Genomic DNA, 20,367 nt, shown 5'->3' on the forward strand with positions numbered 1-20,367 from the left:
CTCCTACCCTTTCATTCGAAGAATCGATAGTTGAGTCTCACAACGCACAGCTGACGCAACCCTCCACCTCAGTCCCCTCGAGGGCGAGCTGGCGGAGGCGGATGTAGTAGAGCGTCTTGATGCCCTTGCGCCACGCGTAGATCTGGGCCTTGTTGATGTCCCGCGTCGTCGCAGTGTCCTTGAAGAACAGTGTGAGCGAGAGGCCCTGGTCCACGTGCTGCGTGGCGGCCGCGTACGTGTCGATGATCTTCTCGTAGCCGATCTCGTACGCGTCCTGGTAGTAGTCGAGGTTCTCGTTAGTCAGGTACGGCGCCGGGTAGTAGACGCGCCCGATCTTGCCTTCCTTGCGGATCTCGATCTTGGCCGCGACCGGGTGGATGGAGGAGGTCGAGTTGTTGATGTAGCTGATCGAGCCCGTCGGGGGGACCGCCTGGAGGTTCTGGTTGTAGATGCCGTGCTCCATGACCGAGGCCTTGAGCTCTCGCCAGTCGTCCGGGGTTGGAACCTCGACCTTGGCGAACAGCTCGCGGACCTTCTCGGTCTGCGGGGCCCACTCCTGCTCGGTGTACTTGTCGAAGAACTCGCCCGAGGCGTACTTCGAGTTCTCGAAGCCGCCGAACGCCTGCCCGTTCTCCATTGCGAGCCGATTCGAGGCCCGCAGTGCGTGGAAAAGCACCGTGTAGAAGTAGATGTTCGTGAAGTCCAGACCCTCCTCGGAGCCGTAGTGGACCCGCTCGCGGGCGAGGTACCCGTGGAGGTTCATCTGGCCGAGGCCGATGGCGTGGGACTTCGCATTCCCCTCGGCGACGGAAGGCACGGACTCGATGTAGCTCATGTCGGACACAGCCGAGAGCGCGCGGATCGCGGTCTCGATGGAGAGCCCGAAGTCCTCGGAGTCCATGGTCCTCGCGATGTTCATCGAGCCGAGGTTGCAGGAGATGTCCTTGCCAACGCTCGCGTAGGAGAGGTCCTCGTTGTACACGCTCGGCGTGGAGACCTGCAGGATCTCCGAGCACAGGTTGCTCATGGTGACCTTGCCGGCCACCGGGTTGGCCCGATTCACCGTGTCCTCGAACATGATGTAGGGGTAGCCCGACTCGAACTGGATCTCCGCGAGGGTCTGGAAGAACTCGCGGGCGCTGATCTTCGTCTTCTTGATCCGCGCGTCGTCGACCATCTCGTAGTACTTCTCGGTCACCGAGACATCGGAGAACGGCTTGCCGTACACGCGCTCGACGTCGTACGGCGAGAAGAGGTACATGTCCTCGTTCTTCTTCGCGAGCTCGAACGTGATGTCCGGGATGACGACGCCGAGCGAGAGTGTCTTGATGCGGATCTTCTCGTCAGCGTTCTCGCGCTTCGTGTCGAGGAAGCGGTAGATGTCCGGGTGGTGTGCGTGCAGGTACACGGCGCCGGCGCCCTGGCGTGCGCCGAGCTGGTTCGCATACGAGAAGGAGTCCTCGAGGAGCTTCATGACGGGGATGACGCCCGAGGACTGGTTCTCGATCTGCTTGATCGGCGCGCCGTGCTCGCGGATGTTCGTCAGCGAGAGGGCGACGCCGCCGCCGCGCTTGGAGAGCTGGAGCGCCGAGTTGATGCCGCGCGCGATCGACTCCATGTTGTCCTCGATGCGCAGGAGGAAGCACGAGACGAGCTCGCCGCGCTGCTTCTTCCCGGCGTTGAGGAAGGTGGGTGTGGCCGGCTGGAAGCGGCCCGAGATGATCTCGTCCACGAGCTGGGTCGCGAGCTGCTCGTCACCCCGGGCAAGGTGGAGCGCAACCATGCACACTCGGTCCTCGTAGCGCTCGAGGTAGCGCTTGCCGTCGAACGTCTTGAGCGTGTAGGAGGTGTAGAACTTGAACGCGCCGAGGAACGTCTCGAAGCGGAACTTCTTCTTGTAGGCCCGGCCGAACAGGTCGCGGACGAAGTTCATCGTGTACTGGTCAAGCGTCTCGCGCTCGTAGTAGTCCTTCTTGATCAGGTACTCGAGCTTCTCGTCCAGATCGTGGAAGAACACCGTGTTGGTGTTGACGTGGTCGAGGAAGTACTGGCGCGCCGCGTAGCGGTCCGCCTCGAACTGGATCTTCCCGTCGTCGCCATACAGGTTCAGCATGGCATTGAGCTCGTGGTAGCCGAGGCCCTTGTACTTCGCGGGCAGCTCCTTCGGATCTGCCGTCGCTGCTACTGCAGGGGAAGCGAGAGTCGTGTCCAAAATGCGTCCAATCCTTCGGTGACCCGGGCCACGTCTTCGGGCGTGCCCATGAGTTCGAATCGGTAGAGGTGGGGAACGTGGCACTTAACGGCGACGATGTCGCCTGCAGCGCAGTAGTTGTCCCCGAAGTTCGTGTTGCCCGCGCTGATGACGCCCCGGATGAGGCCCCGGTTCTGCGGGTCGTTGAGGAATCTGATGACTTGTTTGGGCACGGACCCCGCTCCGCCAGTCCCGCCGTATGTCGGGACGACCAGCACGAACGGCTCCGTTGCCCGGAGTGGCGCGTCGTGTAAGTGGAGCGGGATCTGCTCTGCCTCGAGACCGAGCTTGCCCACAAAACGGCGGGTGTTGCCCGAGACAGACGAGAAGTAGATGAGTCGCGCCGACGTCAGGCGTGGCGCGGGGTCCGAGCCCTGCGCCCCGACGTCACTCGCGGCGATGACCTGGGAGGCCATTTGAGCGCACCCCCTTGTGGGAAAAGCTGAGTGGTGGGGCAGGCGGCTCAGGCCACCGACGCGGCGGATGCGCTTTGAGCGATCGCCGCGATCTTGTCCGGCCGGAAGCCAGACCAGTGGTCGCGGTCCGTGACGACGACGGGCGCCTGCAGGTAGCCCATGGCCTTGAGCCGCTCAAGGGCCTCCGGATCCTGCGTGACATCGACCTTCCTGTAGTCGATGCCCTTCTTGTCCAGGGCACGGTAGGTCGCGTTGCACTGCACACACGCGGGCTTCGTGTAGACCGTGACGTTCATGATTCCCAACCCCATCCTTCAAAAGCTTCCCCGGCCGGGGCGTTCGCCGCTGCCGCACCGACAGCCGCCCCTCGGGTCTCGAGCATCTCGGTGCCCTCGATACTACATGTAGTGCATGCCCCAGCCGCGGACCCCAAGATGTTGTCTTACAAGTATGTCATTACTGAGGCTCTCAGTCCACAGACTCCACACACTTAATGCACCGCCGCGACCCCCGTATTCCTGCGGATCGGGCGCGTTTGTCCACAGCCTGTGGACCTCCGTGCCCACAGTCAGCGAAACTTTGCGTGTCGTTCATCTCACGGCGTGTCGCGGCGTGTCGTAGTCTGGGCGGGCCCGGCCCAGGAAGGAGCCCGTGTGGTCAATCCCGTCCACCTGACAACCCTCATCGAGGTGGTCCGGCTCGGCTCGTTCGCCGCGGCCGCCGCCCATCTCGGGTACACGCCGTCGGCCGTCTCCCAGCAGATGTCCGCCCTCGAGCGCGATACCGGCGTCGAGCTGTTCCGTCGGACGGCGCGCAGCATTGAGCCCACCGACGCTGCGCTCGTCATGGTCCGCCACGCGGCCAAGGTCCTCACAGACATCGACGCGCTCAAGGCCGCGACGGCGCGCGCTGCCGAGGCGGCCGGGAGGCAACTGCGGCTCGGCATCTTCCCGAGCCTCGCGACCTACGTGCTCCCACGTGTGCTCAGGAGCGAGGGCTGGCGGCGCCTCGGGCTGGACCTGCACGTCTCGGTCGCGGAGCCGGGCGACACGGTCCGGCGCCTCGCCGAGGGCGGGGACCTCGACGTCGTCCTCGTCTACCAGGTGGGCCAGAGCGGTCTCGCCTGGCCGCACACGGCCGAACGGCTGTGGGTGGGCGATGATCCCTTCCACGTGGTCCTTCCCGAGTCGTGGGGCATCGCAGACGGCGCACAGGTCACCGCGGACCAGCTCGGCGGCATGCCATGGATCGTGCACCATCCCGGTACCGGCGACGCGACGGTGATCGACAGACTCTTCGCCAGCGTAGGGCTCGCCCCCCGCGTCGTGGCCTACAGCGACGACTTCAACGCGAGCCTCGGCCTCGCCTCGGCCGGGCTGGGCGCGGCGCTCGTCCCCGGGCTCGCGCTGCGGTCGAGGCCCCCCGGCGTCGTGGTCGTCGACGTTCCCGAGATCCGGCTTGCGCGGAACATCTTCGCCCTGCGGCCTCGGGGTGCCCTCGACACGCCGACGCGGCTGTTCCTCGACCTCGTGGCCGAGGCGCTCAGGTAGCCACGGACGGCGCACAGCAAGGGATGCTGCCACTTGGCACAGGAGGCTAGCCTTGCGGATATGGCCCGCGCGTTCATCGGAGTGTCCGGCTGGCGCTACAAGCACTGGCGCGGCGACTTCTACCCGCCCGGGCTCCGGCAGGCCGACGAGCTCGCCTACCTCGCCCGGCACATGACCTCTGCAGAGGTCAACGGATCCTTCTACTCACTTCAGCGCCCCTCCACCTACCAGGCATGGCGGACCGCCGTCCCGGACGGATTCGTCTTCGCCCTCAAGGGCAGCAGGTTCGTCACCCACATGAAGCGCCTGCGGGACGTCGAAACGGCCCTCGCGAACTACTTCGCCTCGGGCGTCCTTGCACTCGATGACGCGCTCGGCCCTATCCTCTGGCAGCTTCCGGCCCGCATGGCGTTCGACGGCGGCCTGCTGGCCCCATTCCTGCGCCTCCTCCCCCATTCGACCCGCGCAGCCGCCGAGCTCGCTGCGCGGCACGACTCCAAGGTCGCCGAGGCCCTCACCGCATCGAGGTCCGATCGCGTGATCCTTCACGCTCTCGAACCACGGCACGAGAGCTTCGGCGCGCCAGAGGCCCTCGAGCTGTTCGAGCGCGAAGGTGTCGGCATAGCCCTCTCGGATGGGGCGGGCAGCTGGCCGGAAGTCGATGCCGACACGGCGGCCTTCCGCTATGCGAGGCTGCACGGGGAAACGGCGCTGTACCGCGGAGGCTACTCGGACCGGTCCCTGGACGCCTGGGCGGACCGGGTCCAAGGATGGCTCGCGGCCGGGCGGGACGCGTACGTCTATTTCGACAACGACGTGGACGGGCGCGCGCCGCACGACGCCGTCGCGCTTCTGGGCCGGCTGCACTGACCACCGGCAACGGATGCTGGCCTGCCACGCGGGGTGCGGGCTATCGTTCTGTCATGGAGACGGCAATCAGCCAGCATTTCGGTGAAATAGCCCTCGCGCCAGCGTCGAGCCGGGCCGTGACCGGCCGCTTCACGCTGGGTGGTGCGCCGGTGGAGCTCGATCTGAACATCACCGATCAGGACCACCTCGATGAGGCGGCGCTGCACAAGGTGGACTACCGGCTCCGCTTCCTCCCCGAGCTCGTCGATTCCGCCCGCGAGCTGATCGCGCAGGAACTCGACGACAAAGAGAGCCCAGCGGGCCAGTACCGCCGGTTCCACTGCCAGAACCTGCACGACGGCGAAGCCAAGGAGGTCTTCGGGGTTGAGAGCCCCGAAGAGATCACCACGGAGGTGTTCCTCCGCGCGCTCCGGCTCGCGCATGTCGGCATCTTCCCAGGCCAGCCGGAGCGGTACTTCGTGCTCGACTTCACGCTCGGCGAGGGCTTCACGGACGAGGTGCTCATCGCGGCGGCGGATTCCGACGGCGTCGTCGACGACGAGGTCGTCTGGGACTGACGCCCCCGCCAACGACACCGCGACGCCGGCCCCGGATGAACGGGCCGGCGTCGCGGTGTCTGCGGTGCCGTCCGGTCGTCAGACCACCGTCAGCCCAACGCGGGCCGCCTTGGTGGCCTCGACGAGGTTGCGCAGCGAGGCCTCGGTCTCCTCGTAGCCACGCGTCTTGAGGCCGCAGTCCGGGTTGACCCAGATCTGGCGGGCGGGAACGTGCTCGACGGCGGTCGCGAGCAGTTCTTCGATCTCGCCCTGGCCGGGGACGCGCGGCGAGTGGATGTCGTAGACACCCGGACCGACCCCGCGACCGAAGCCATGGGACTCGAGGTCGTTGACGACCTCCATGCGGGAGCGGGCGGCCTCGATGGACGTCACATCAGCGTCAAGCCCGTCGATCGCATCGATGATGACGCCGAACTCCGAGTAGCACAGGTGCGTGTGGACCTGCGTCGCGTCCGCGGCTCCCGCGGTCGCGAGCCGGAAGGACTTGACGGACCAGTCGAGGTAGGCAGCCTGGTCGGCCCGGCGCAGCGGCAGCAGCTCCCGGAGGGCGGGCTCATCGACCTGGATGATCTTGATCCCAGCGGCCTCGAGGTCGGCGATCTCGTCGCGCAGCGCGAGCGCCACCTGGTTGGCGGTCTCGGCCAGCGGCTGGTCGTCGCGGACGAACGACCACGCGAGGATCGTGACCGGGCCCGTGAGCATGCCCTTGACCGGCTTCTCGGTCAGCGACTGCGCGTACGCAGCCCACGGAACCGTGATCGCCGAGCAGCTGGACGCGTCGCCCCAGAGGATGGACGGGCCAGCCTGCCGCGACACGTCGCCCCACAGGATGGACGGGCGCGTGCAGCGCGATCCGTAGGACTGGACCCATCCGTGCACCGTCACATCGAAGCCGTCGAGGTGCTCGGCGAAGTACTGGACCATGTCATTGCGCTCGGGCTCGCCGTGGACGAGCACATCGAAGCCGAGCTCCTCCTGGAGCTCGATGACGCGCTTGATCTCGTCCTTCATGAGCTGCTCGTACTCGGCCGCGTCGATAGCTCCCCGGTTCAGTCGCGCACGGGCCCCGCGGACCTCGGCGGTCTGCGGGAACGAGCCGATCGTCGTCGTAGGCAGCGGCGGGAGGTCCAGAACTGCACCCTGCGCCTGGGTGCGGACGGCGTAGTCGGAACGGGAGAAGTCGGCATCGGTGAGAGCCGAGGTGCGCTCACGCACCTCGGGGCGGCGGACGCCGGGGGCCTGGGCGCGCGTCGCGATGACGCGGGTGGCCTCCTCGATCGCGCCCTTGGCTGAGGCCGGGTCGGCGAGGTGGTCTGCGAGGGTCGCAACTTCGCGGACCTTCTGGTCGGCGAACGCGAGCCAGCTGCGCAGCTCTGCATCGAGCTGGACTTCCTCGTCCACGTCGTGGGGAACGTGGAACGTCGAGGTAGAGGTCGAGACGGCGATGGCGAAGCCGTGGCGCTCCCCAGCGGCTCGCAGCGAGTCGAGCTTCGCCGCGGACGCCGCGAGGTCGTTCCGCCAGATGTTGTGCCCATCCACGACACCGGCCACGACCGTCTTGCCTGCAAACTGCGCAGCCCAGGCAGAGAGCTCAGCATCGGACGGCAGCGCACCCTTGAACAGGTCGAGCGCCACGGCCTCGACCCCGCTCGCGGCGACCGCCGCCGTCTGCTCGCCCAGCCCGCCGTACGGCGCGGAGAGGAGGATTGCGGGCCGCTGCGCACCGACCGCGCCCGCAGTGAGCGCCGCGTAGGCGCGACCGACGGCGGCGCTGAGCTCGGATGCGGGCGTCGCCAGATCAGCCACGAGGGCAGGCTCGTCGAGCTGGACCCACTCGGCGCCGGCGGCGGCAAGCTTCTCCAGCAGCTGGGTGTAGACGGGGAGGATGTCGTCGAGGCGGCTCAGGGGCGAGAAGCCCTCGGGCGCACCGTCGGAGGCCTTGGCGAGAGCCAGGAACGTCACGGGTCCCACGAGGTACGGGCGGGTCACGGTGCCGTGGGCCTTGGCGAGGGCAAACTCCTCGACCACGCGCTCGGACGAGAGCGAGAACTCCGTCTCCGGGCCGATCTCGGGCACGAGGTAGTGGTAGTTGGTGTCGAACCACTTGGTCATCTCGAGCGGCTGCTGCTCGGCGTTGCCGCGGGCGAGCGTGAAGTAGGCGTCGACGCCCAGGCGGCCGCCGGCGTCGTGCAGCGTGCCGAAACGGCTCGGGACGGCGCCCACGGCTACGAGCGTGTCGAGGACCTGATCATAGAGCGAGAAGGTGCCCGGGATCGCCGACGGTCCGGTCAGCCCGAGCTCGGCTAGGCGACCGACCGTGGCGAGCTGGATGGCCTCCGCGGCCCCCTGGAGCTCGGCCTGGCTGATCTTGCCAGACCAGTAGGCCTCGACAGCCTTCTTGAGCTCGCGGCGGCGACCGATGCGCGGGTAGCCGAGCACCGTTGCGGACGGGAAGAGGGCAGAGGCGTGCTGTGCAGTCATGGTGTTGTCCTTGAGAAGTCGTGAGGGGTCAGAGCGCGGTGTGGTGGCGCGCGGCGAGAAGCGGCCGGCTGGGCCGCGGGAGATCGAGCCGTCCGAGGACCTCGAGGGCCGCAGCATGCTCATTGAACGTGTAGAGGTGAAGGCCCGGGGCGCCGGCCTCGAGCGCTGACTGGGCCAGACGGACGCTTGCGTCGGTGCCGATCCGTCGGGCTGCCGCGTCGTCGTCCCCGGCCGAGCGCAGGCGATCAACCAGCGCGGGGTCGGCGGCGACGCCCGAGAGCGCAGAGAGCTTCTCGATACGGCGCAGGCTCGTGAACGGCATGATTCCAGGGATGATCGGGATCGTGACGCCGGCCCTCCGGGCCCGGTGCACGAGGGATCCGTACTGCTCGGCGCGGAAGAAGACCTGCGTGATGGCGAAGTCGGCGCCCGAGCGCTGCTTGGCCAGGAGCACTTCGACGTCGTGGCCCTCACTCGGGGACTCGGGGTGCTTCGTTGGGTACGCCGCGACGCCGATCGCGACCTTCCCCGCCGCGAACTGGGCGCAGCGGCGGCCCTCGGCCCGTCGGATGAGCTCGACAAGGTCCTGGGCGTACCGCAGGGCACCCTGGGGGGCACCGCTGCGGGGAGCATCCCCGCGCAGGGCAAGGATTCCCCGGACGCCGCGGTCGAGGAGTTCGTTGACCACTGAAGTCAGCTCCTCCGGCGTCCCGCCGACGCACGTGAGGTGTGCGAGAGGCCTCAGCGTCGTCTCGAGCTGGATCCGGTCGACCAGATCCAGCGCGGTGTCGTGGTTGGACCCGCTCGCCCCGTACGTCACGGAGACGTAGTCCGGATCCGTGGCCTCAAGCTGCCGGATCGTGGACCACAGAGTCGCCGAGGCAGCCTCGCTGCGGGGCGGAAAGAGTTCATAGGAGAGGGCTACCGGCGCCGTGGCCTGTGGCGACGGTGCCTCTAAGAGGGTTGGCGGTGACATTTGCGTCCTTGGCGGTCCAGTCCGCCCGGAGCCAAGCCGGGATACGGCTGGTCCAGGGCAGGATTCAGAAAGGGATCGCAGGACTCACAGACCGACCACGCCGCCGCGGCTGGCGTTACGGAACAGTGAAGCTCCCTGCGGCAAATGTCAGGCCCTCACGGGGGCACCCACATCCCCGAAGCGGGGATCGCTGACACGTTGCAGAAGCAACTTGAGTACGAGCCTAGGGATCGGGGCAGGGGCGCTTCAAGCCTGTGGGCGAATGTTTCCCGGCGTGACGGAATGTGACACCCGTCGAAGAGAGCAGCGGCGCCGCTATCCGCCGAGCAGAAGGCGTTCGGCCCGCGGCGCAAGCGCGCGGTCGAGCACGAGGCATGCGGCGCCGACGGCACCCACATCCTCGCCCAGACTCGTCGCGGTGAGCTGGATCCGGTAGATCCCGCGCGTCGCGAGCAGATCGTTGACCATGTCCGGCATGACCGAGAGGCAGAAGTCGGCGACGGGTTCCCAGAAGGGCCCGCCGAAGACCATCCGTTCGACGTCGAGCAGATTGCCGACTACGGCGGCGGCCCACGCCATCTTGCGCGCGGCCGCGGCAAGGATCTCGACGGCGCGCTGGTCCCCTTCGCTGGCACATGCGTTCAGCCGGGCAAACGCCGCCTGGAAGTCTGCCGCCGTCGGGTCGGCCCCGAGCGGTTCGAGGATCCCGGTCTCGATGGCACGGCCGACGATCCGCGGGGGCTCGAGGGCCGTAGCGATGGTGCCGCGCATGCCGCAGCCGTCAAAGCACTCCGGACCGTCGGGATCGACGATGATGTGCCCGATCTCGCCAGCGTTGCCCGAGCTTCCCCGGTAGACCTCGCCGTTGAGCACGAGGCCGCAGCCAAGGCCCGTACCGAGGTAGAAGAACGCGTACGAGTCAGTGCCGCCCGGGCCGCCGGTCCAGGACTCGGCGACGGCCGCGCCCGTCACGTCCTTGTCTATCGTCGTCTCGAGCCCCGTGGCCTCCGCCACCATGGACTGGAGCGGGACATCGTCCCAGCCCGCCAGGAGTGGGGCCCCCACTACCGCGCCCCGGTCCAGGTCGATGGGTCCCGGCGCGGCGACGCCGACGCCCGCCACGAGGTCACGCGGAACGCCCGAGCCGTCTATGAGCCGGCCCACGCTGGCCGCCATCGCCGCGACCACCTCCTCGGGCTCGTGGCTCCGGGGCGTGGCGAAGGTGTCCTTCGTGACGATGGCACCGACGAGGTCCAGGAGAACCACGGTGATGATGCTCGGATCGAGGTGTACGCCCACCGCGTACATGCCGCGAGGGTTGAGACGGAGAATAGTGCGCGGCTTCCCTGGACCGGAGCCCTCCTTGCCGGCTTCCATGATGAGCTTCTGGTCCAGGAGCCGGCGTGAGATGTTGGAGATGGTCTGGGGCGAGAGCCCGACGATCTGGGCGAGCTCGACGCGGCTCAGTCCCGACTCGGAGCGCCTGATGGCGTCGAGGATGACGGTGAGGTTGAAGTCCCCCATGCGGGGAAGATTCGTGCCTCTCCGGGCAGCGGGCTGGCGTGGCTCCGTCACTGGGTCCTCTCGGCTGACGGTTGCGGGTCAGGAATCAGGCTACCCTCTCGCCCCGGATATCTCTCTCATCTGGAGATACTGCACGGAGCTCTCGCCTCCGCCGCGGTAGCGTGTCTGTGGCGGTCGACTCTCACGCCAAAGGCAGCGGATTCCGCCTGTACATCGCCTGGTCAATGGCTTCGAAGGGCAATCCCGATCGGGCTAGCGCCGCACCGACCGCGTCACCGTGAACTTCGGGTTGCGTGCCACGACGTCCGTGCGGCCCACGCCCCGCTGGAACGCCGTGCGGTAGTCGAGGTGGCGGTTCGCCACGCACCACAGCTCGCCGCCTGGCCGAAGGATCCGGCCCGCCGCGGCGATGAGCTTGAGGCCGGCTCCCTGGTGCACGCTTGCCCCGAGGTGGAATGGCGGGTTGAGGAGCACGACCTCGGCCGAGGACTCCGCCAGGCCTGCGCCGGCGTCGTCGTGCTCCACGACCACCCGCCCGGCGAGACCGTTGGCGTCCATCGTCGCGCGCGCCGAGCGCACGGCCGCCGCCGAGCGGTCGGTGGCGATGACCTGCGCCCCAGGGTGGCGGAGTGCGTAGGCGGCCGCGAGCGCTCCGGTTCCGCACCCGAGGTCTACTGCCGTGCCTTCCGGGATCCGGTCGAGGAAGCTCAGGAGGAACCGCGTGCCGATGTCGAGACGGGACGCGGCGAAGGCCCCGCCGTGGGCGCACAGTGTGAGGTCCACGTCATCATGCCGCTCGCAGACGGGATACGGCGGAGCGGCGGGAACCGGAAGGGGGCCGGCTGCGGTCAGCAGACGCGACTTCTGCACAGCGAGCCCGGCGCTGACATCGGCGAACCGTGTCCTCAGGACGTCGTTCATGGCGAGCGTCATGTGCTTCACCCTGCCGCCCGCCACGAGCACGACGTCGGGCGCGGACCACCGCGCGATGGCGTCGGCGATCTCCTCCAGCTCGGCGAGGCCGCGGGGCAGCTGGACGAGCACGAGACGGGCCCCGGCAAGCAGGCCGGCATCAAGCCCATGCGGCTCCGAGCACCCGGCGAGGCCCAGCGCGTCCGCGTTGGCCGCGAGCGCGGCGCGTCCGGTCACGAGGTCCTGGTGGACCCGTATCCCGGTAAGGCCGCTCGCGGCCAGCTGGAGGGTAATGGCGCCATAGGCGTCGCCGATGACGGCGATCTCGCGGCCCGTCAGCCCTCTGATGCCCGATGCGTCGAGGCCGCGCTCCCCGAGGAGCCGGTCGGTGGCGTCGAAGGCCTGGAGGTTCTCGGCCTCGACGTCGGGAAACCGTCGCAGCGCCTCGAAGGCGAAGCCGGGAAGGTGGAGGTCGTCGTCGTGCACCCGTCCACCCTAGCGGCGGGAGAGCCAGTCGAGAGCGGCGCCCGCGGCGCGGTAGCCGGACATCCCGTGGGTCCCCGGTCCGGGCGGGGTCGCGGCCGAGCACAGGTATACCCCGGGGACGCCGGTCGCGTAGGGGTTCGGGGAGAGGACGGGACGCGCGATGAGCTGGAGGCCCGTGGTGGCTCCCGTACCGATGTCCCCTCCCACATAGTTGGCGTTGTGGGCCGCGAGGGCGGCCGGGCCGCGGGACGCAACGCCGCGGACGCGCCGCCTGAACCCCGGAGCGAAGCGCTCGATCTGGGCGATGACGGCCTCGGTCGCGTCGCCGGCGTAGGCGTGGGGGACGTGGGCATAGGACCAGATGGGGTTGATGCCGTCCCGCGAGCGCGTGGGGTCTGCGAGGTACTGCTGGCCCACCAACACAAAGGGGCGGGCGGGCATCCTGCCGCGGGTGATGTCGGCCTCGGCCCGTGCGATCTCCTCGAAAGTCCCCCCGAGATGGACCGTCCCGGCTCGGCGCGCGTTCTCGGATGTCCAGGGGATGTCCCCCTCGATTGCGAAGTCGACCTTGAACGCCGCTGGCCCGCGGCGGAAGCGCGAGTACGCCCGGGCGGTCGTCGCGGGGAGCCTCGGTCCGAGCAGTCGGGCCGCCGCGGCCGGCGCGAGATCGAGCAGGACCAGGTCCGCGCCGTCGAGCTCTCCAATGGACGTGACGGTGGTGCGCGTCTGGATCGAACCGCCCAGGCTCTCGAGCCGGCGGGCGAGCGCGGCCGTGATCGACTGCGAACCGCCCTCGGCTACGGGCCAGCCGACCGCGTGGGCGGTCGCCGCGAGAACGAGTCCCACGGAGGTGGTCAGGGGTGCCGAGAGCGGGGCGAACGCGTGCGCGGCGATGCCGCCGAACAGTGCCCGGGCTTCGTCGTCGCGCCATCGGCGCGCGGTGAGGGTGGCGGGCAATAGGGCGTCGAGTCCGAATCTGGCGAGCGCCCAGGGATGACGGGGCCTGTGGACGGGCGGCGCGAGGACTTCGCCCACAAGGGTGGCGAAGTCCCGGGCAGTCCGGCCGACGATCGCATCCCATGCAGGCCCGTCCCGGCCGAGTCCCGCCACCGTCCGGTCGAGGTCCTGCCAGAGCACGCCCTCACGGCCGCCGTCGAGCGGGTGGGACAGCTGGACCTCCGGCCACCGCCAGCGGAGTCCTTCTGCTTCGAGGCCGAGGCCGGCGAGGAACGGCGAAGCCGCGGCGAGCGGGTGGAAGGCCGAGCAGTCGTCCGCGACGACGCCGGGCAGGGTGGGCTCGGACGAGCGGCACCCGCCACCGAATGTCTCCTGGGCCTCGAGGACGCGCACGGTCACTCCGCGGGCAGCAAGATGCACCGCGGCGGCAAGCCCATTGGGCCCGCTCCCCACGACCACTGCACTGCTCACATTCCCATCCTGCCACTCGGCACTGGCGCGATGCGCCGGTGCGCGACATGATCCCAGCATGGACGGCACCGCAGACGGTCAGCCGCCGGGGCTGCGGACGCCTCGGCGCACGACGCCGCGCGGACGCCTGCCCGGGTGGGTCCCCCTCGCGCCCTGGCTGAGGCACTATGAGGCGAAGTGGCTGAGGGACGACGCCGTGGCCGGTGCGGCGCTGTTCGGGCTGCTGATCCCGGCGGGCATGGCCTACGCCCAGGCTGCGGGACTTCCGCCGGTGATGGGTCTCTACGCGACGGTCGTGCCCATGATCGTCTACGCGATCGTCGGCCCGAGCCGGGTTCTCGTGCTCGGCCCCGACTCTGCGCTGGCGCCGCTCATCGCGGCCGCCGTCCTCCCCCTGAGCGCCGGTAGCCCGGTCCGGGCGGTTGCGCTCGCGGGTCTCCTCGCGGTGCTCATGGGGGCGATCATGATCGCGGGCGCCGTCCTGCGCCTCGGCATTGTGACCCAGCTCCTCTCGCGTCCCATCAGGCTCGGGTACCTGAGCGGGCTCGCTGTCGTGGTCGTGTCCTCGCAAGTCCCGCTCCTGCTCGGGGTACGGGCCGACGGCGAGACGCCGTGGCAGCGGTTCGCCGCGACGGCGGGAGCGGTCGGCGGCCTGAATCCGGCGGCGCTCGGCGTGGGTGCGGGATGCCTTGCGATCATCTGGGGCAGCCAGGCCCTGGGCTGGCGGCTAGGGGGCGTGTTCATTGCGGTCGCGCTCTCCACCCTCGTCACCTGGGCCGCAGGTCTGGACCAGCGGATGGCCGTGACAGGGGCCCTCCCCACCGGGGTGCCCACGCCGTCCCTCGGCGGCGTCACTGCCGCAGACGTCGGCGCACTCCTCGCCCCGGCGGCCGGCATCGCGCTCATGACGTTCGCGGACTCGGGGGTCCTGTCCAAGAGCCTCGCAGCCAAGTACGGCGGTGACGTGTCCGGCAACCGCGAGCTCGCCGCGATCGGGCTCTCGAACGTGGCTGCGGGCATCTTCGGCGGGTTCCCGGTTTCGGCCAGCGGTTCCCGCACTCCCGTCGCACTCGGGGCCGGAGCGCGCAGCCAGCTCGCCGGAGTCGTGGCTGCGGTGCTCGTGGCCGCGTTCATGCTCCTCGCTCCGAGCGTTACGGCGTACCTTCCGACGGCGGCCCTCGCCGCGGTGGTCATCGCCGCCGTCCTCGGGCTCATCGACGTCAAGGCGATCCTCCGGCTCGGGCGCATGAGCACCACAGAGACCGTGCTCATGGCCGCGGCGTTCGCGGGCGTAACGACCGTCGGCGTGCTTCCCGGCATCCTCGTTGCGATCGGACTGGCGCTCCTGGAGTTCATCCGGCGGGCGTTCACCCCCTACCGGGCCGAACTGGGGCACCTCGAGGAGGTCCCGGGCTACCACGACCTCTCTCGTCACCCCGAGGGAGAGCGCATCCCGGGGCTCATCCTCGCGCGGTTCGACGCACCGCTCTTCTTCGCGAACGGCTCCGTCCTGACCGCCTATCTGCGCTCACTGGTCGAGGCCGCCGACCGTCCCGTGACCCATGTGGTCCTTGCGGCGGAGCCAATCACGGGGATCGACACCACGGCTCTCGACGATCTCATCGAACTCGACGAATGGCTCGCCGAGCGCGGAATCCAGCTCGTCTTCGCCGAGCTCAAGGGACCGATGAAGGACCGGCTCGTGCGCTTCGGCACCCGCGCCCGGTTCGGCGTCGACCACTTCTACCCGACCGTGGGCGCCGCGGTCCGCGCGCTGCGGGCGGACCGGGACCCCGGCTGACTGGGCTGGCGAGGGGCTCCCGTCGCGACGGGAGCCCCTTGCCAGGCGGTCGCCGCGCTGTTAGGGCGTGACCCGCGTGAACACGGCGTCCGTCCGGTTGTCCGTGCTCCCGCTGTTCGCGCGAACGGAGAGCGAACCGAACTGCGCTCCGATGGCGGCGAGGCCCTGGTAGTCGCCCGTGAAGAAGCCACGGGCATTGGGCGCCGTCATCATGTCGAACGGCCCGTAGAGGTGAGTCTCGTTGCCGAAGGACACGCCGCCCGCGGGCAAGGAGGTGAACCAGTAGTCAGTCGGCAGCGTGCTCGTGTTCCCGGCCGCGAGGCTCCGGAAGTCGTAGTAGGTCACACCGACCGTGCCGTTGGCCACACGCACGCTGGGTGTGAAGGCCGGAGCACCGTGCGGCGCGTTGACCTGAGCGGGCGCGCTCCAGGTCGCCCCGCCGTCGGCCGACGTCGAGATGGCCACCTCGTCATAGTGCCCACCGTTGAACCGCGAGTCCTGCCACACCACGTAGAGCTGGCCAGTGGCCGGATCGATGGCGGGTTCGGGGATGATGTCCCCCGTCCTCACGGCCGCGCCCGTATTCGGATCAGTGACGCCCACCGTGTTGAGCTGGGCGATGACCTGCGGCGCCGTCCACGTCGTTCCGCCATCCGTGGACTTGGTGTAGGCGACGTTCGTCCCGTGCAGCTGGTCGACGCCGTTCTTGCCTGTGCCGAGGATGAGGTCGAAGACGTTGTACAACGTTCCGTTCCGCGGATCGACGACGATCTGGTTGCCGATGGTCTGCTGGTTCTGGGCGGTCGGGACGATCGCAGTGGCCGGGCTCCAACTCTTCCCGCCGTCTGTCGTCTTGGAGAAGTACGTCGGGCCGGTGTAGGCCGCGGCGTGGGCGGCCGAGCGGGGATTGTCGGTCGGGGAGACCAGACGGTCCCACACGGCGTAGGCGGTGCCGGGTGTGTTCGGATCCGCAGTGACGGACTCCTTGTCGTTGAAGAACTGGGACGTACCGAGGTCCTCGATCAGCGCCTTCGGAGCGGTCCACGTTGCCCCACCGTCGGTGGACGTGGATGCCAGGACGGCGTTGTCGGAGCCGACGCCCTGGAACGAGATCGACACCGAGTACGCGGTGCCGTCGGGGCCGATGGACACCCACGGATCCGAGGCCCGGTCGTAGCGTGCGGGACCGCCGGCGCAGGCGCTGAACGGCTGCGCCGTCTCGTTCCAGGTCTTGCCGCCGTTGGTGGAGTAGCCGGCCACGAGGCCGTGGGAACCGCCGTCGGACCAGCGGTCCTGCTGCCACACGCCGATGATGTTGCGCGGGTTGGTCGGGTTGACCGCCACCCAGGGCTCTACTTCGGCGTTGGGGTAATTCACAGCGCCAGGCGCGGCGCCCAGCGTGCACGTGGCAAACGGACTTGTCCCGCTGGCCGTGACCGGCGGGGTGGCCGTTGCCGCGGAGGCCACGGAGGGGGTGAGCAGGAGCGCGGCAGGCAAGAGGGTGAGAGCTGCCACGTACCGGAAATGCTGATGGATCACTGCGTTCTCCTTGTCAGGGAAGCCGATCATTTGGTGGATGGTGCGCCCGGAAAGGAGGACGATCGAGAGCGGATCGTCCACGCACACCAGATGACCACCCGTGGCCGCACTCGCGCAAGGGACTGGGGCCCACGTCTTCAGCGATGGTTCCCCGTGATGAACTGTGCTGTCGGCTCCGCGAGCGATGCGCCGATCTCGTACGGGGTGCGCTTCGCCCCCTTGACGGCAAAGGAGTGGTCGCCGCCCTCCTGCCACGCGAGTGTCGCCGTGGGCAGCTTCGCCACGACGGCGTCGAGCAGCTCGGCGGTCGCGAGGGTATCCCGCGTGCCGGAGAGGAACAGCATCGGCAGCCTGAGTCCGTAGAGGTGGTCGTCGCGGAGCTTCTCCGGCTTACCCGCCGGGTGGAGCGGGTAGCCGAGGAACACGAGGCCGGCGGGATCCATGGCGCTCTCGGCAACGGCCATCGAGGCGATCCGCCCTCCGAACGACTTCCCCGCAGCCCACAGCGGCTCCCCGGCCGAGCGCCGTCGTGCCTCCTCGAAGGCGGCCTGCCATACCGGAATCGCCTTGGGCGCGCGGTCGGGCACACGCTTGCCGGCCTCCATGTAGGCGAAGTTGAACCGCAGAGTGGCCATCCCGAGCTCGTTGAGTGCCTCGCAGAAGCCGACCATGAACGGATGGACCATGCCCGCTCCGGCGCCGTGCGCGACGACGACGGTCGCCTCAGCCGCTTCGGGCCGTGAGTAGACGGCGGAGACGTCGCCGGACGGGGTGTGGATCGTGAGAGGTTCGCCGCGGGGGGTCATGAGACTATCCTGCCGTCCATGGACCTCGACGTCAGGCCAATACCGAAGCCGCAGCGGCATCGCGCCGTGTTCGCCGCGTTCGCGAACCTCGGGGTGGGCGAATCCTTCATCCTCATCACGAACCACGACCCGGCGCCGCTGAGGGCCGAGTTCGACAGCGACCAGTACGGCGCCTCCTCGTGGGAATACCTCGAGCGCGGACCCGAGTGGCGGCTCCGGGTCACCCGGACCGCCGCCACTCCCCTACCGCGCGTCGTCGCCGACACGCTCGCCCTCGCGGAGGCGCACGACGCCGACGCGTCGGGTGCTGTCTTCCGGCTCACCATGGGCAACCGGGACCTTGACTCGAACGTCATCGCACTGCCGCCCCATGGGACGATCGGGGAGCACGTGGGACCAGATCTCGATGTGCTCCTTCATGTCATCTCGGGGAGCGGCACGCTCGCCACCGAAGGGGGCGAGGTCCCGCTCTCACCCGGGGCCCTCGTCTGGCTCCCCCGGCGCTCGCGGCGGCAGTTCACCGCCGGGGCGCTCGGGCTCCGCTACCTCTCGGTGCACCAGCGCAAGTCGGGGCTCGGCCTGACGCCGCGCCCCTGAACCCGATGCGGACCGCGCGCTCCCCTCGATCAGACGGGTGGCCCGAGGAACCTCACCCAGCGAGGTTGCTGATCATCGCCTCAAGCGCGCGCACTGTGCGGTCGTACTCGCCGTCCTCAAGTCCCTTGACCGTGATATCCCGGATGCCCTGCACGGTCTCGCGGGCGCCGTGCAGTTCGACCCGGCCCAGGTCCGTCAAGCGGTAGACGCCCGCCTTCTCGGCCACGAGCCCTCCGCCGAGCAGTGGTTCGAGGTGACGCTCGGAGGTCTCCTGGGTTGGCGTGTCGAGGAATGGCGCGATGGCTTCGTCGAGCTGCGCCACCGTCGCTTCGGTGTCCGCGAGGACGTTCAGGAGCTGCCACTGCCGACGGCTGAGGCGGTGCCGTTCGAGCGCCTCATCGAAGCGTTCCTCAAGCAGCCTGTCGAGAGTCTTGAGCAGGAATCCGATGGGCTTCTGGGTGTCCTGGGTGTTGTGCATGGCGATCCCCCTAAGTCAGTCGTCGACACCACTATGCGCCGCGCCGACCGCAGGGACTAGGGACCTCAGTCCGTGGGTTGGAGCGTCTGGGTCCGGATCTCCCGGCCCGCGGACTTGACGATCTGGGCGAGGCTCGCAGCCGCGGCGGCCTCGCCGTCGAGGATGGCGGACGCCAGATCCTCGACAAGGTCGATGTACTCGGTGAGCTTCACGGCGTGTTCCCTCTCGATGGAGCGGTTCTCGTCTCGTCCTCTACTGGCCCGGGCACCGCCAGTGTAGGGAACGCACGCGAGGCACCCGGCACACGCGCGTCACACTGGGCGCGCGGCCCGTCTCCAAGCGAACGGCGGGTGAAAGGCCTGCAAACCCTGCCCCAAGTGGGGGCGCCAACGCCAAGAGGGCCGCCCTGACGGACGGCCCTCTTCATATGGTGGAGGTAAGGGTGTGTGATGTCAGGACATCGTTGACGCATGTGGCGGGACATCGTTGACAGGTGACAGTGGACTGCTGTGGCGGGACATCGTTGACGCCTTCCGGCATGTCGCGGGACATCGTTGACACCTCGCCCATTGGGCTTCTGCCATGTCGAAGAACAAGGTCATCGTCCTCGCAGTCCTGGAGGGTGGGATTGTCCAAGGCCGAAGCAGCCCGCCGGTACGGCATCAGCCGCCAATGGGTCCACCAACTCATCGCCCGCCACGCAGCCGAAGGAGAGGCCGGCCTCGAGGCCCGCTCCCGGCGGCCCCGCACCAGCCCGCAGCAGACGCCGGCCAACGTTCAGGAGAGGATCCTGGTCCTACGCGCCGACCTGCAGGCCAAGGGCCTGGACTCCGGGGCCGAGACCATCGCTGCCCATCTCGGACGCGAGGGCCTCCCGGTGCCCGCGAGCACCACCATCCACCGCATCCTCCGGGCCGCCGGCGCGGTCGCCCCCGAACCCCACAAGCGTCCCAAGTCCTCCCTGCGACGCTTCGCCGCGGCCCAGCCCAACGAGACCTGGCAGTCCGACTTCACCCACTGGCACCTGGCCGACGGCACCGACACCGAGATCATCGACTTCCTCGACGACCACTCCCGCTGCCTGCTCCACCTCACCGCCCACCCCAGGACGACCGGCGCCATCGTCGTGGACGCCTTCCTGGACACCGCACAGGAACACGGCCTGCCCGCCAGCACCCTGACCGACAACGGCATGGTCTACACCACCCGCCTGGCCGGCGGGAAAGGAGGCCGCAACGCCTTCGAGAGCCTCATCGCAGGGCTCGGGATCGTCCAGAAGAACGGATCCCCCGGCCACCCCCAGACCCAGGGCAAGATCGAGCGCTTCCACCAGACCCTGAAGAAATGGCTCCACAGCCAGCCTCCGGCCCAGACCATCGAGGACCTGAACGACCAGCTCACCAGATTCCGCCACGTCTACAACCACGAACGCCCCCACCGCGCGCTCGGCAGGCACACACCCGCCGAGGCCTACGCCCAGACCCCCAAGGCCGGCCCCGCGGCCGCCGCCCAGGGGGCACACTTCCGCGTCCGGACCGACCGCGTCGACGCCGACGGCAAGGTCACCCTCCGCCACGCGGGACGCCTCCGTCACCTCGGCATCGGCCGCGCCCACAGGCACAAACGCATCATCCTGCTCGTCCACGACGCCGAGGCCACCGCCATCGAGCACGGCACCGGCGAGATCCTCGCCGA

At 69.0% G+C, this 20,367-nt stretch carries 18 protein-coding genes; 6 read left to right on the top strand and 12 right to left on the bottom strand.

Going from position 1 to position 20,367, the window contains the following annotated elements:
- Window positions 1-37: 37 nt before the first annotated feature.
- From nrdE to nrdH, 3 genes are read right to left on the bottom strand one after another with little or no spacing between them, the layout of a single operon-like run.
- Entirely contained in the window at window positions 38-2,158 is a 2,121-nt protein-coding gene (gene nrdE / locus RBS60_RS15080; RefSeq protein ID WP_307958418.1) for a class 1b ribonucleoside-diphosphate reductase subunit alpha, read from the bottom strand.
- Window positions 2,159-2,181: 23 nt separating this feature from the next.
- Window positions 2,182-2,667, bottom strand: a complete 486-nt coding sequence (nrdI, locus tag RBS60_RS15085; protein WP_307958392.1) for a class Ib ribonucleoside-diphosphate reductase assembly flavoprotein NrdI — start codon at window positions 2,665-2,667, stop codon at window positions 2,182-2,184.
- A gap of 47 nt (window positions 2,668-2,714) precedes the next feature.
- The gene (gene nrdH, locus RBS60_RS15090; protein WP_307958393.1) at window positions 2,715-2,963 is read right to left on the bottom strand and encodes a glutaredoxin-like protein NrdH; all 249 of its coding nucleotides are present in this window, start codon (window positions 2,961-2,963) and stop codon (window positions 2,715-2,717) included.
- A gap of 357 nt (window positions 2,964-3,320) precedes the next feature.
- Here nrdH and RBS60_RS15095 point away from each other — a divergent pair, with 357 nt between their 5' ends.
- From RBS60_RS15095 to RBS60_RS15105, 3 genes are read left to right on the top strand one after another with little or no spacing between them, the layout of a single operon-like run.
- Window positions 3,321-4,217 carry a LysR family transcriptional regulator gene (locus RBS60_RS15095; RefSeq protein ID WP_307958394.1) on the top strand — a complete coding sequence of 299 codons (897 nt, stop codon included), beginning with the start codon at window positions 3,321-3,323 and terminating at the stop codon, window positions 4,215-4,217.
- A 60-nt stretch (window positions 4,218-4,277) separates the two neighbouring features.
- Window positions 4,278-5,087 (top strand): DUF72 domain-containing protein, encoded by an 810-nt coding sequence (locus RBS60_RS15100; RefSeq protein WP_307958395.1) that lies wholly within the window; start codon window positions 4,278-4,280, stop codon window positions 5,085-5,087.
- A 53-nt stretch (window positions 5,088-5,140) separates the two neighbouring features.
- Window positions 5,141-5,644 carry a DUF2004 domain-containing protein gene (locus RBS60_RS15105; RefSeq protein WP_307958396.1) on the top strand — a complete coding sequence of 168 codons (504 nt, stop codon included), beginning with the start codon at window positions 5,141-5,143 and terminating at the stop codon, window positions 5,642-5,644.
- Window positions 5,645-5,722: 78 nt separating this feature from the next.
- Here RBS60_RS15105 and metE read toward each other — a convergent pair whose 3' ends face one another.
- The 5 genes from metE to RBS60_RS15130 form a co-directional block, all read right to left on the bottom strand.
- The gene (gene metE / locus RBS60_RS15110; protein WP_307958397.1) at window positions 5,723-8,125 is read right to left on the bottom strand and encodes a 5-methyltetrahydropteroyltriglutamate--homocysteine S-methyltransferase; all 2,403 of its coding nucleotides are present in this window, start codon (window positions 8,123-8,125) and stop codon (window positions 5,723-5,725) included.
- 28 nt (window positions 8,126-8,153) lie between these two features.
- Complete coding sequence (locus RBS60_RS15115; protein WP_307958398.1) at window positions 8,154-9,101, bottom strand: methylenetetrahydrofolate reductase; 948 nt, start codon at window positions 9,099-9,101, stop codon at window positions 8,154-8,156.
- Window positions 9,102-9,416: 315 nt separating this feature from the next.
- Window positions 9,417-10,625, bottom strand: a complete 1,209-nt coding sequence (locus tag RBS60_RS15120; RefSeq protein ID WP_307958399.1) for an ROK family transcriptional regulator — start codon at window positions 10,623-10,625, stop codon at window positions 9,417-9,419.
- Window positions 10,626-10,877: 252 nt separating this feature from the next.
- Window positions 10,878-12,023 carry a methyltransferase gene (locus tag RBS60_RS15125; protein WP_307958400.1) on the bottom strand — a complete coding sequence of 382 codons (1,146 nt, stop codon included), beginning with the start codon at window positions 12,021-12,023 and terminating at the stop codon, window positions 10,878-10,880.
- A gap of 9 nt (window positions 12,024-12,032) precedes the next feature.
- Window positions 12,033-13,451: a phytoene desaturase family protein gene (locus tag RBS60_RS15130; RefSeq protein WP_374049290.1), complete on the bottom strand. Its 1,419-nt coding sequence runs from the start codon at window positions 13,449-13,451 to the stop codon at window positions 12,033-12,035.
- A gap of 58 nt (window positions 13,452-13,509) precedes the next feature.
- On the opposite strand from RBS60_RS15130, the gene RBS60_RS15135 reads away from it, so the two are divergent.
- A complete protein-coding gene (locus RBS60_RS15135) occupies window positions 13,510-15,252 on the top strand; it encodes a SulP family inorganic anion transporter (protein WP_307958402.1) in 1,743 nt (580 codons plus the stop codon).
- Between the two features lie 60 nt (window positions 15,253-15,312).
- On the opposite strand, the gene RBS60_RS15140 is transcribed toward RBS60_RS15135, so the two are convergent.
- Both RBS60_RS15140 and RBS60_RS15145 read right to left on the bottom strand, forming a co-directional pair.
- Window positions 15,313-16,872 (bottom strand): sialidase family protein, encoded by a 1,560-nt coding sequence (locus tag RBS60_RS15140; RefSeq protein WP_307958403.1) that lies wholly within the window; start codon window positions 16,870-16,872, stop codon window positions 15,313-15,315.
- A 56-nt stretch (window positions 16,873-16,928) separates the two neighbouring features.
- Complete coding sequence (locus tag RBS60_RS15145; protein WP_307958404.1) at window positions 16,929-17,597, bottom strand: alpha/beta family hydrolase; 669 nt, start codon at window positions 17,595-17,597, stop codon at window positions 16,929-16,931.
- A gap of 18 nt (window positions 17,598-17,615) precedes the next feature.
- On the opposite strand from RBS60_RS15145, the gene RBS60_RS15150 reads away from it, so the two are divergent.
- Window positions 17,616-18,194: a DUF2249 domain-containing protein gene (locus RBS60_RS15150; protein WP_307958405.1), complete on the top strand. Its 579-nt coding sequence runs from the start codon at window positions 17,616-17,618 to the stop codon at window positions 18,192-18,194.
- A 52-nt stretch (window positions 18,195-18,246) separates the two neighbouring features.
- Here the strand turns inward: RBS60_RS15150 and RBS60_RS15155 are convergent, their stop codons facing one another.
- Window positions 18,247-18,672, bottom strand: a complete 426-nt coding sequence (locus RBS60_RS15155; RefSeq protein WP_307958406.1) for a MarR family transcriptional regulator — start codon at window positions 18,670-18,672, stop codon at window positions 18,247-18,249.
- A gap of 65 nt (window positions 18,673-18,737) precedes the next feature.
- On the bottom strand, window positions 18,738-18,884 hold the full coding sequence (locus RBS60_RS15160; protein ID WP_307958407.1) for a hypothetical protein: 147 nt from the start codon (window positions 18,882-18,884) through the stop codon (window positions 18,738-18,740).
- A 416-nt stretch (window positions 18,885-19,300) separates the two neighbouring features.
- On the opposite strand from RBS60_RS15160, the gene RBS60_RS15165 reads away from it, so the two are divergent.
- Window positions 19,301-20,367, top strand: a 1,067-nt coding sequence (locus RBS60_RS15165) for an IS481 family transposase (protein WP_374049291.1), incomplete at its 3' end; no start/stop codon positions are given.

This window comes from Sinomonas sp. ASV486 (genome assembly GCF_030908215.1).
GTDB classification, from domain to species: Bacteria; Actinomycetota; Actinomycetes; order Actinomycetales; family Micrococcaceae; genus Sinomonas; species Sinomonas puerhi.

Bases quoted from the DNA above. Each gene is read 5' to 3' on its own strand.
- nrdI (WP_307958392.1), bottom strand. From the start codon at position 2,667: ATGGCCTCCCAGGTCATCGCCGCGAGTGACGTCGGGGCGCAGGGCTCG.
- nrdH (WP_307958393.1), bottom strand. From the start codon at position 2,963: ATGAACGTCACGGTCTACACGAAGCCCGCGTGTGTGCAGTGCAACGCG.
- RBS60_RS15100 (WP_307958395.1), top strand. From the start codon at position 4,278: ATGGCCCGCGCGTTCATCGGAGTGTCCGGCTGGCGCTACAAGCACTGG.
- RBS60_RS15105 (WP_307958396.1), top strand. From the start codon at position 5,141: ATGGAGACGGCAATCAGCCAGCATTTCGGTGAAATAGCCCTCGCGCCA.
- metE (WP_307958397.1), bottom strand. From the start codon at position 8,125: ATGACTGCACAGCACGCCTCTGCCCTCTTCCCGTCCGCAACGGTGCTC.
- RBS60_RS15115 (WP_307958398.1), bottom strand. From the start codon at position 9,101: ATGTCACCGCCAACCCTCTTAGAGGCACCGTCGCCACAGGCCACGGCG.
- RBS60_RS15120 (WP_307958399.1), bottom strand. From the start codon at position 10,625: ATGGGGGACTTCAACCTCACCGTCATCCTCGACGCCATCAGGCGCTCC.
- RBS60_RS15135 (WP_307958402.1), top strand. From the start codon at position 13,510: ATGGACGGCACCGCAGACGGTCAGCCGCCGGGGCTGCGGACGCCTCGG.
- RBS60_RS15145 (WP_307958404.1), bottom strand. From the start codon at position 17,597: ATGACCCCCCGCGGCGAACCTCTCACGATCCACACCCCGTCCGGCGAC.
- RBS60_RS15150 (WP_307958405.1), top strand. From the start codon at position 17,616: ATGGACCTCGACGTCAGGCCAATACCGAAGCCGCAGCGGCATCGCGCC.
- RBS60_RS15155 (WP_307958406.1), bottom strand. From the start codon at position 18,672: ATGCACAACACCCAGGACACCCAGAAGCCCATCGGATTCCTGCTCAAG.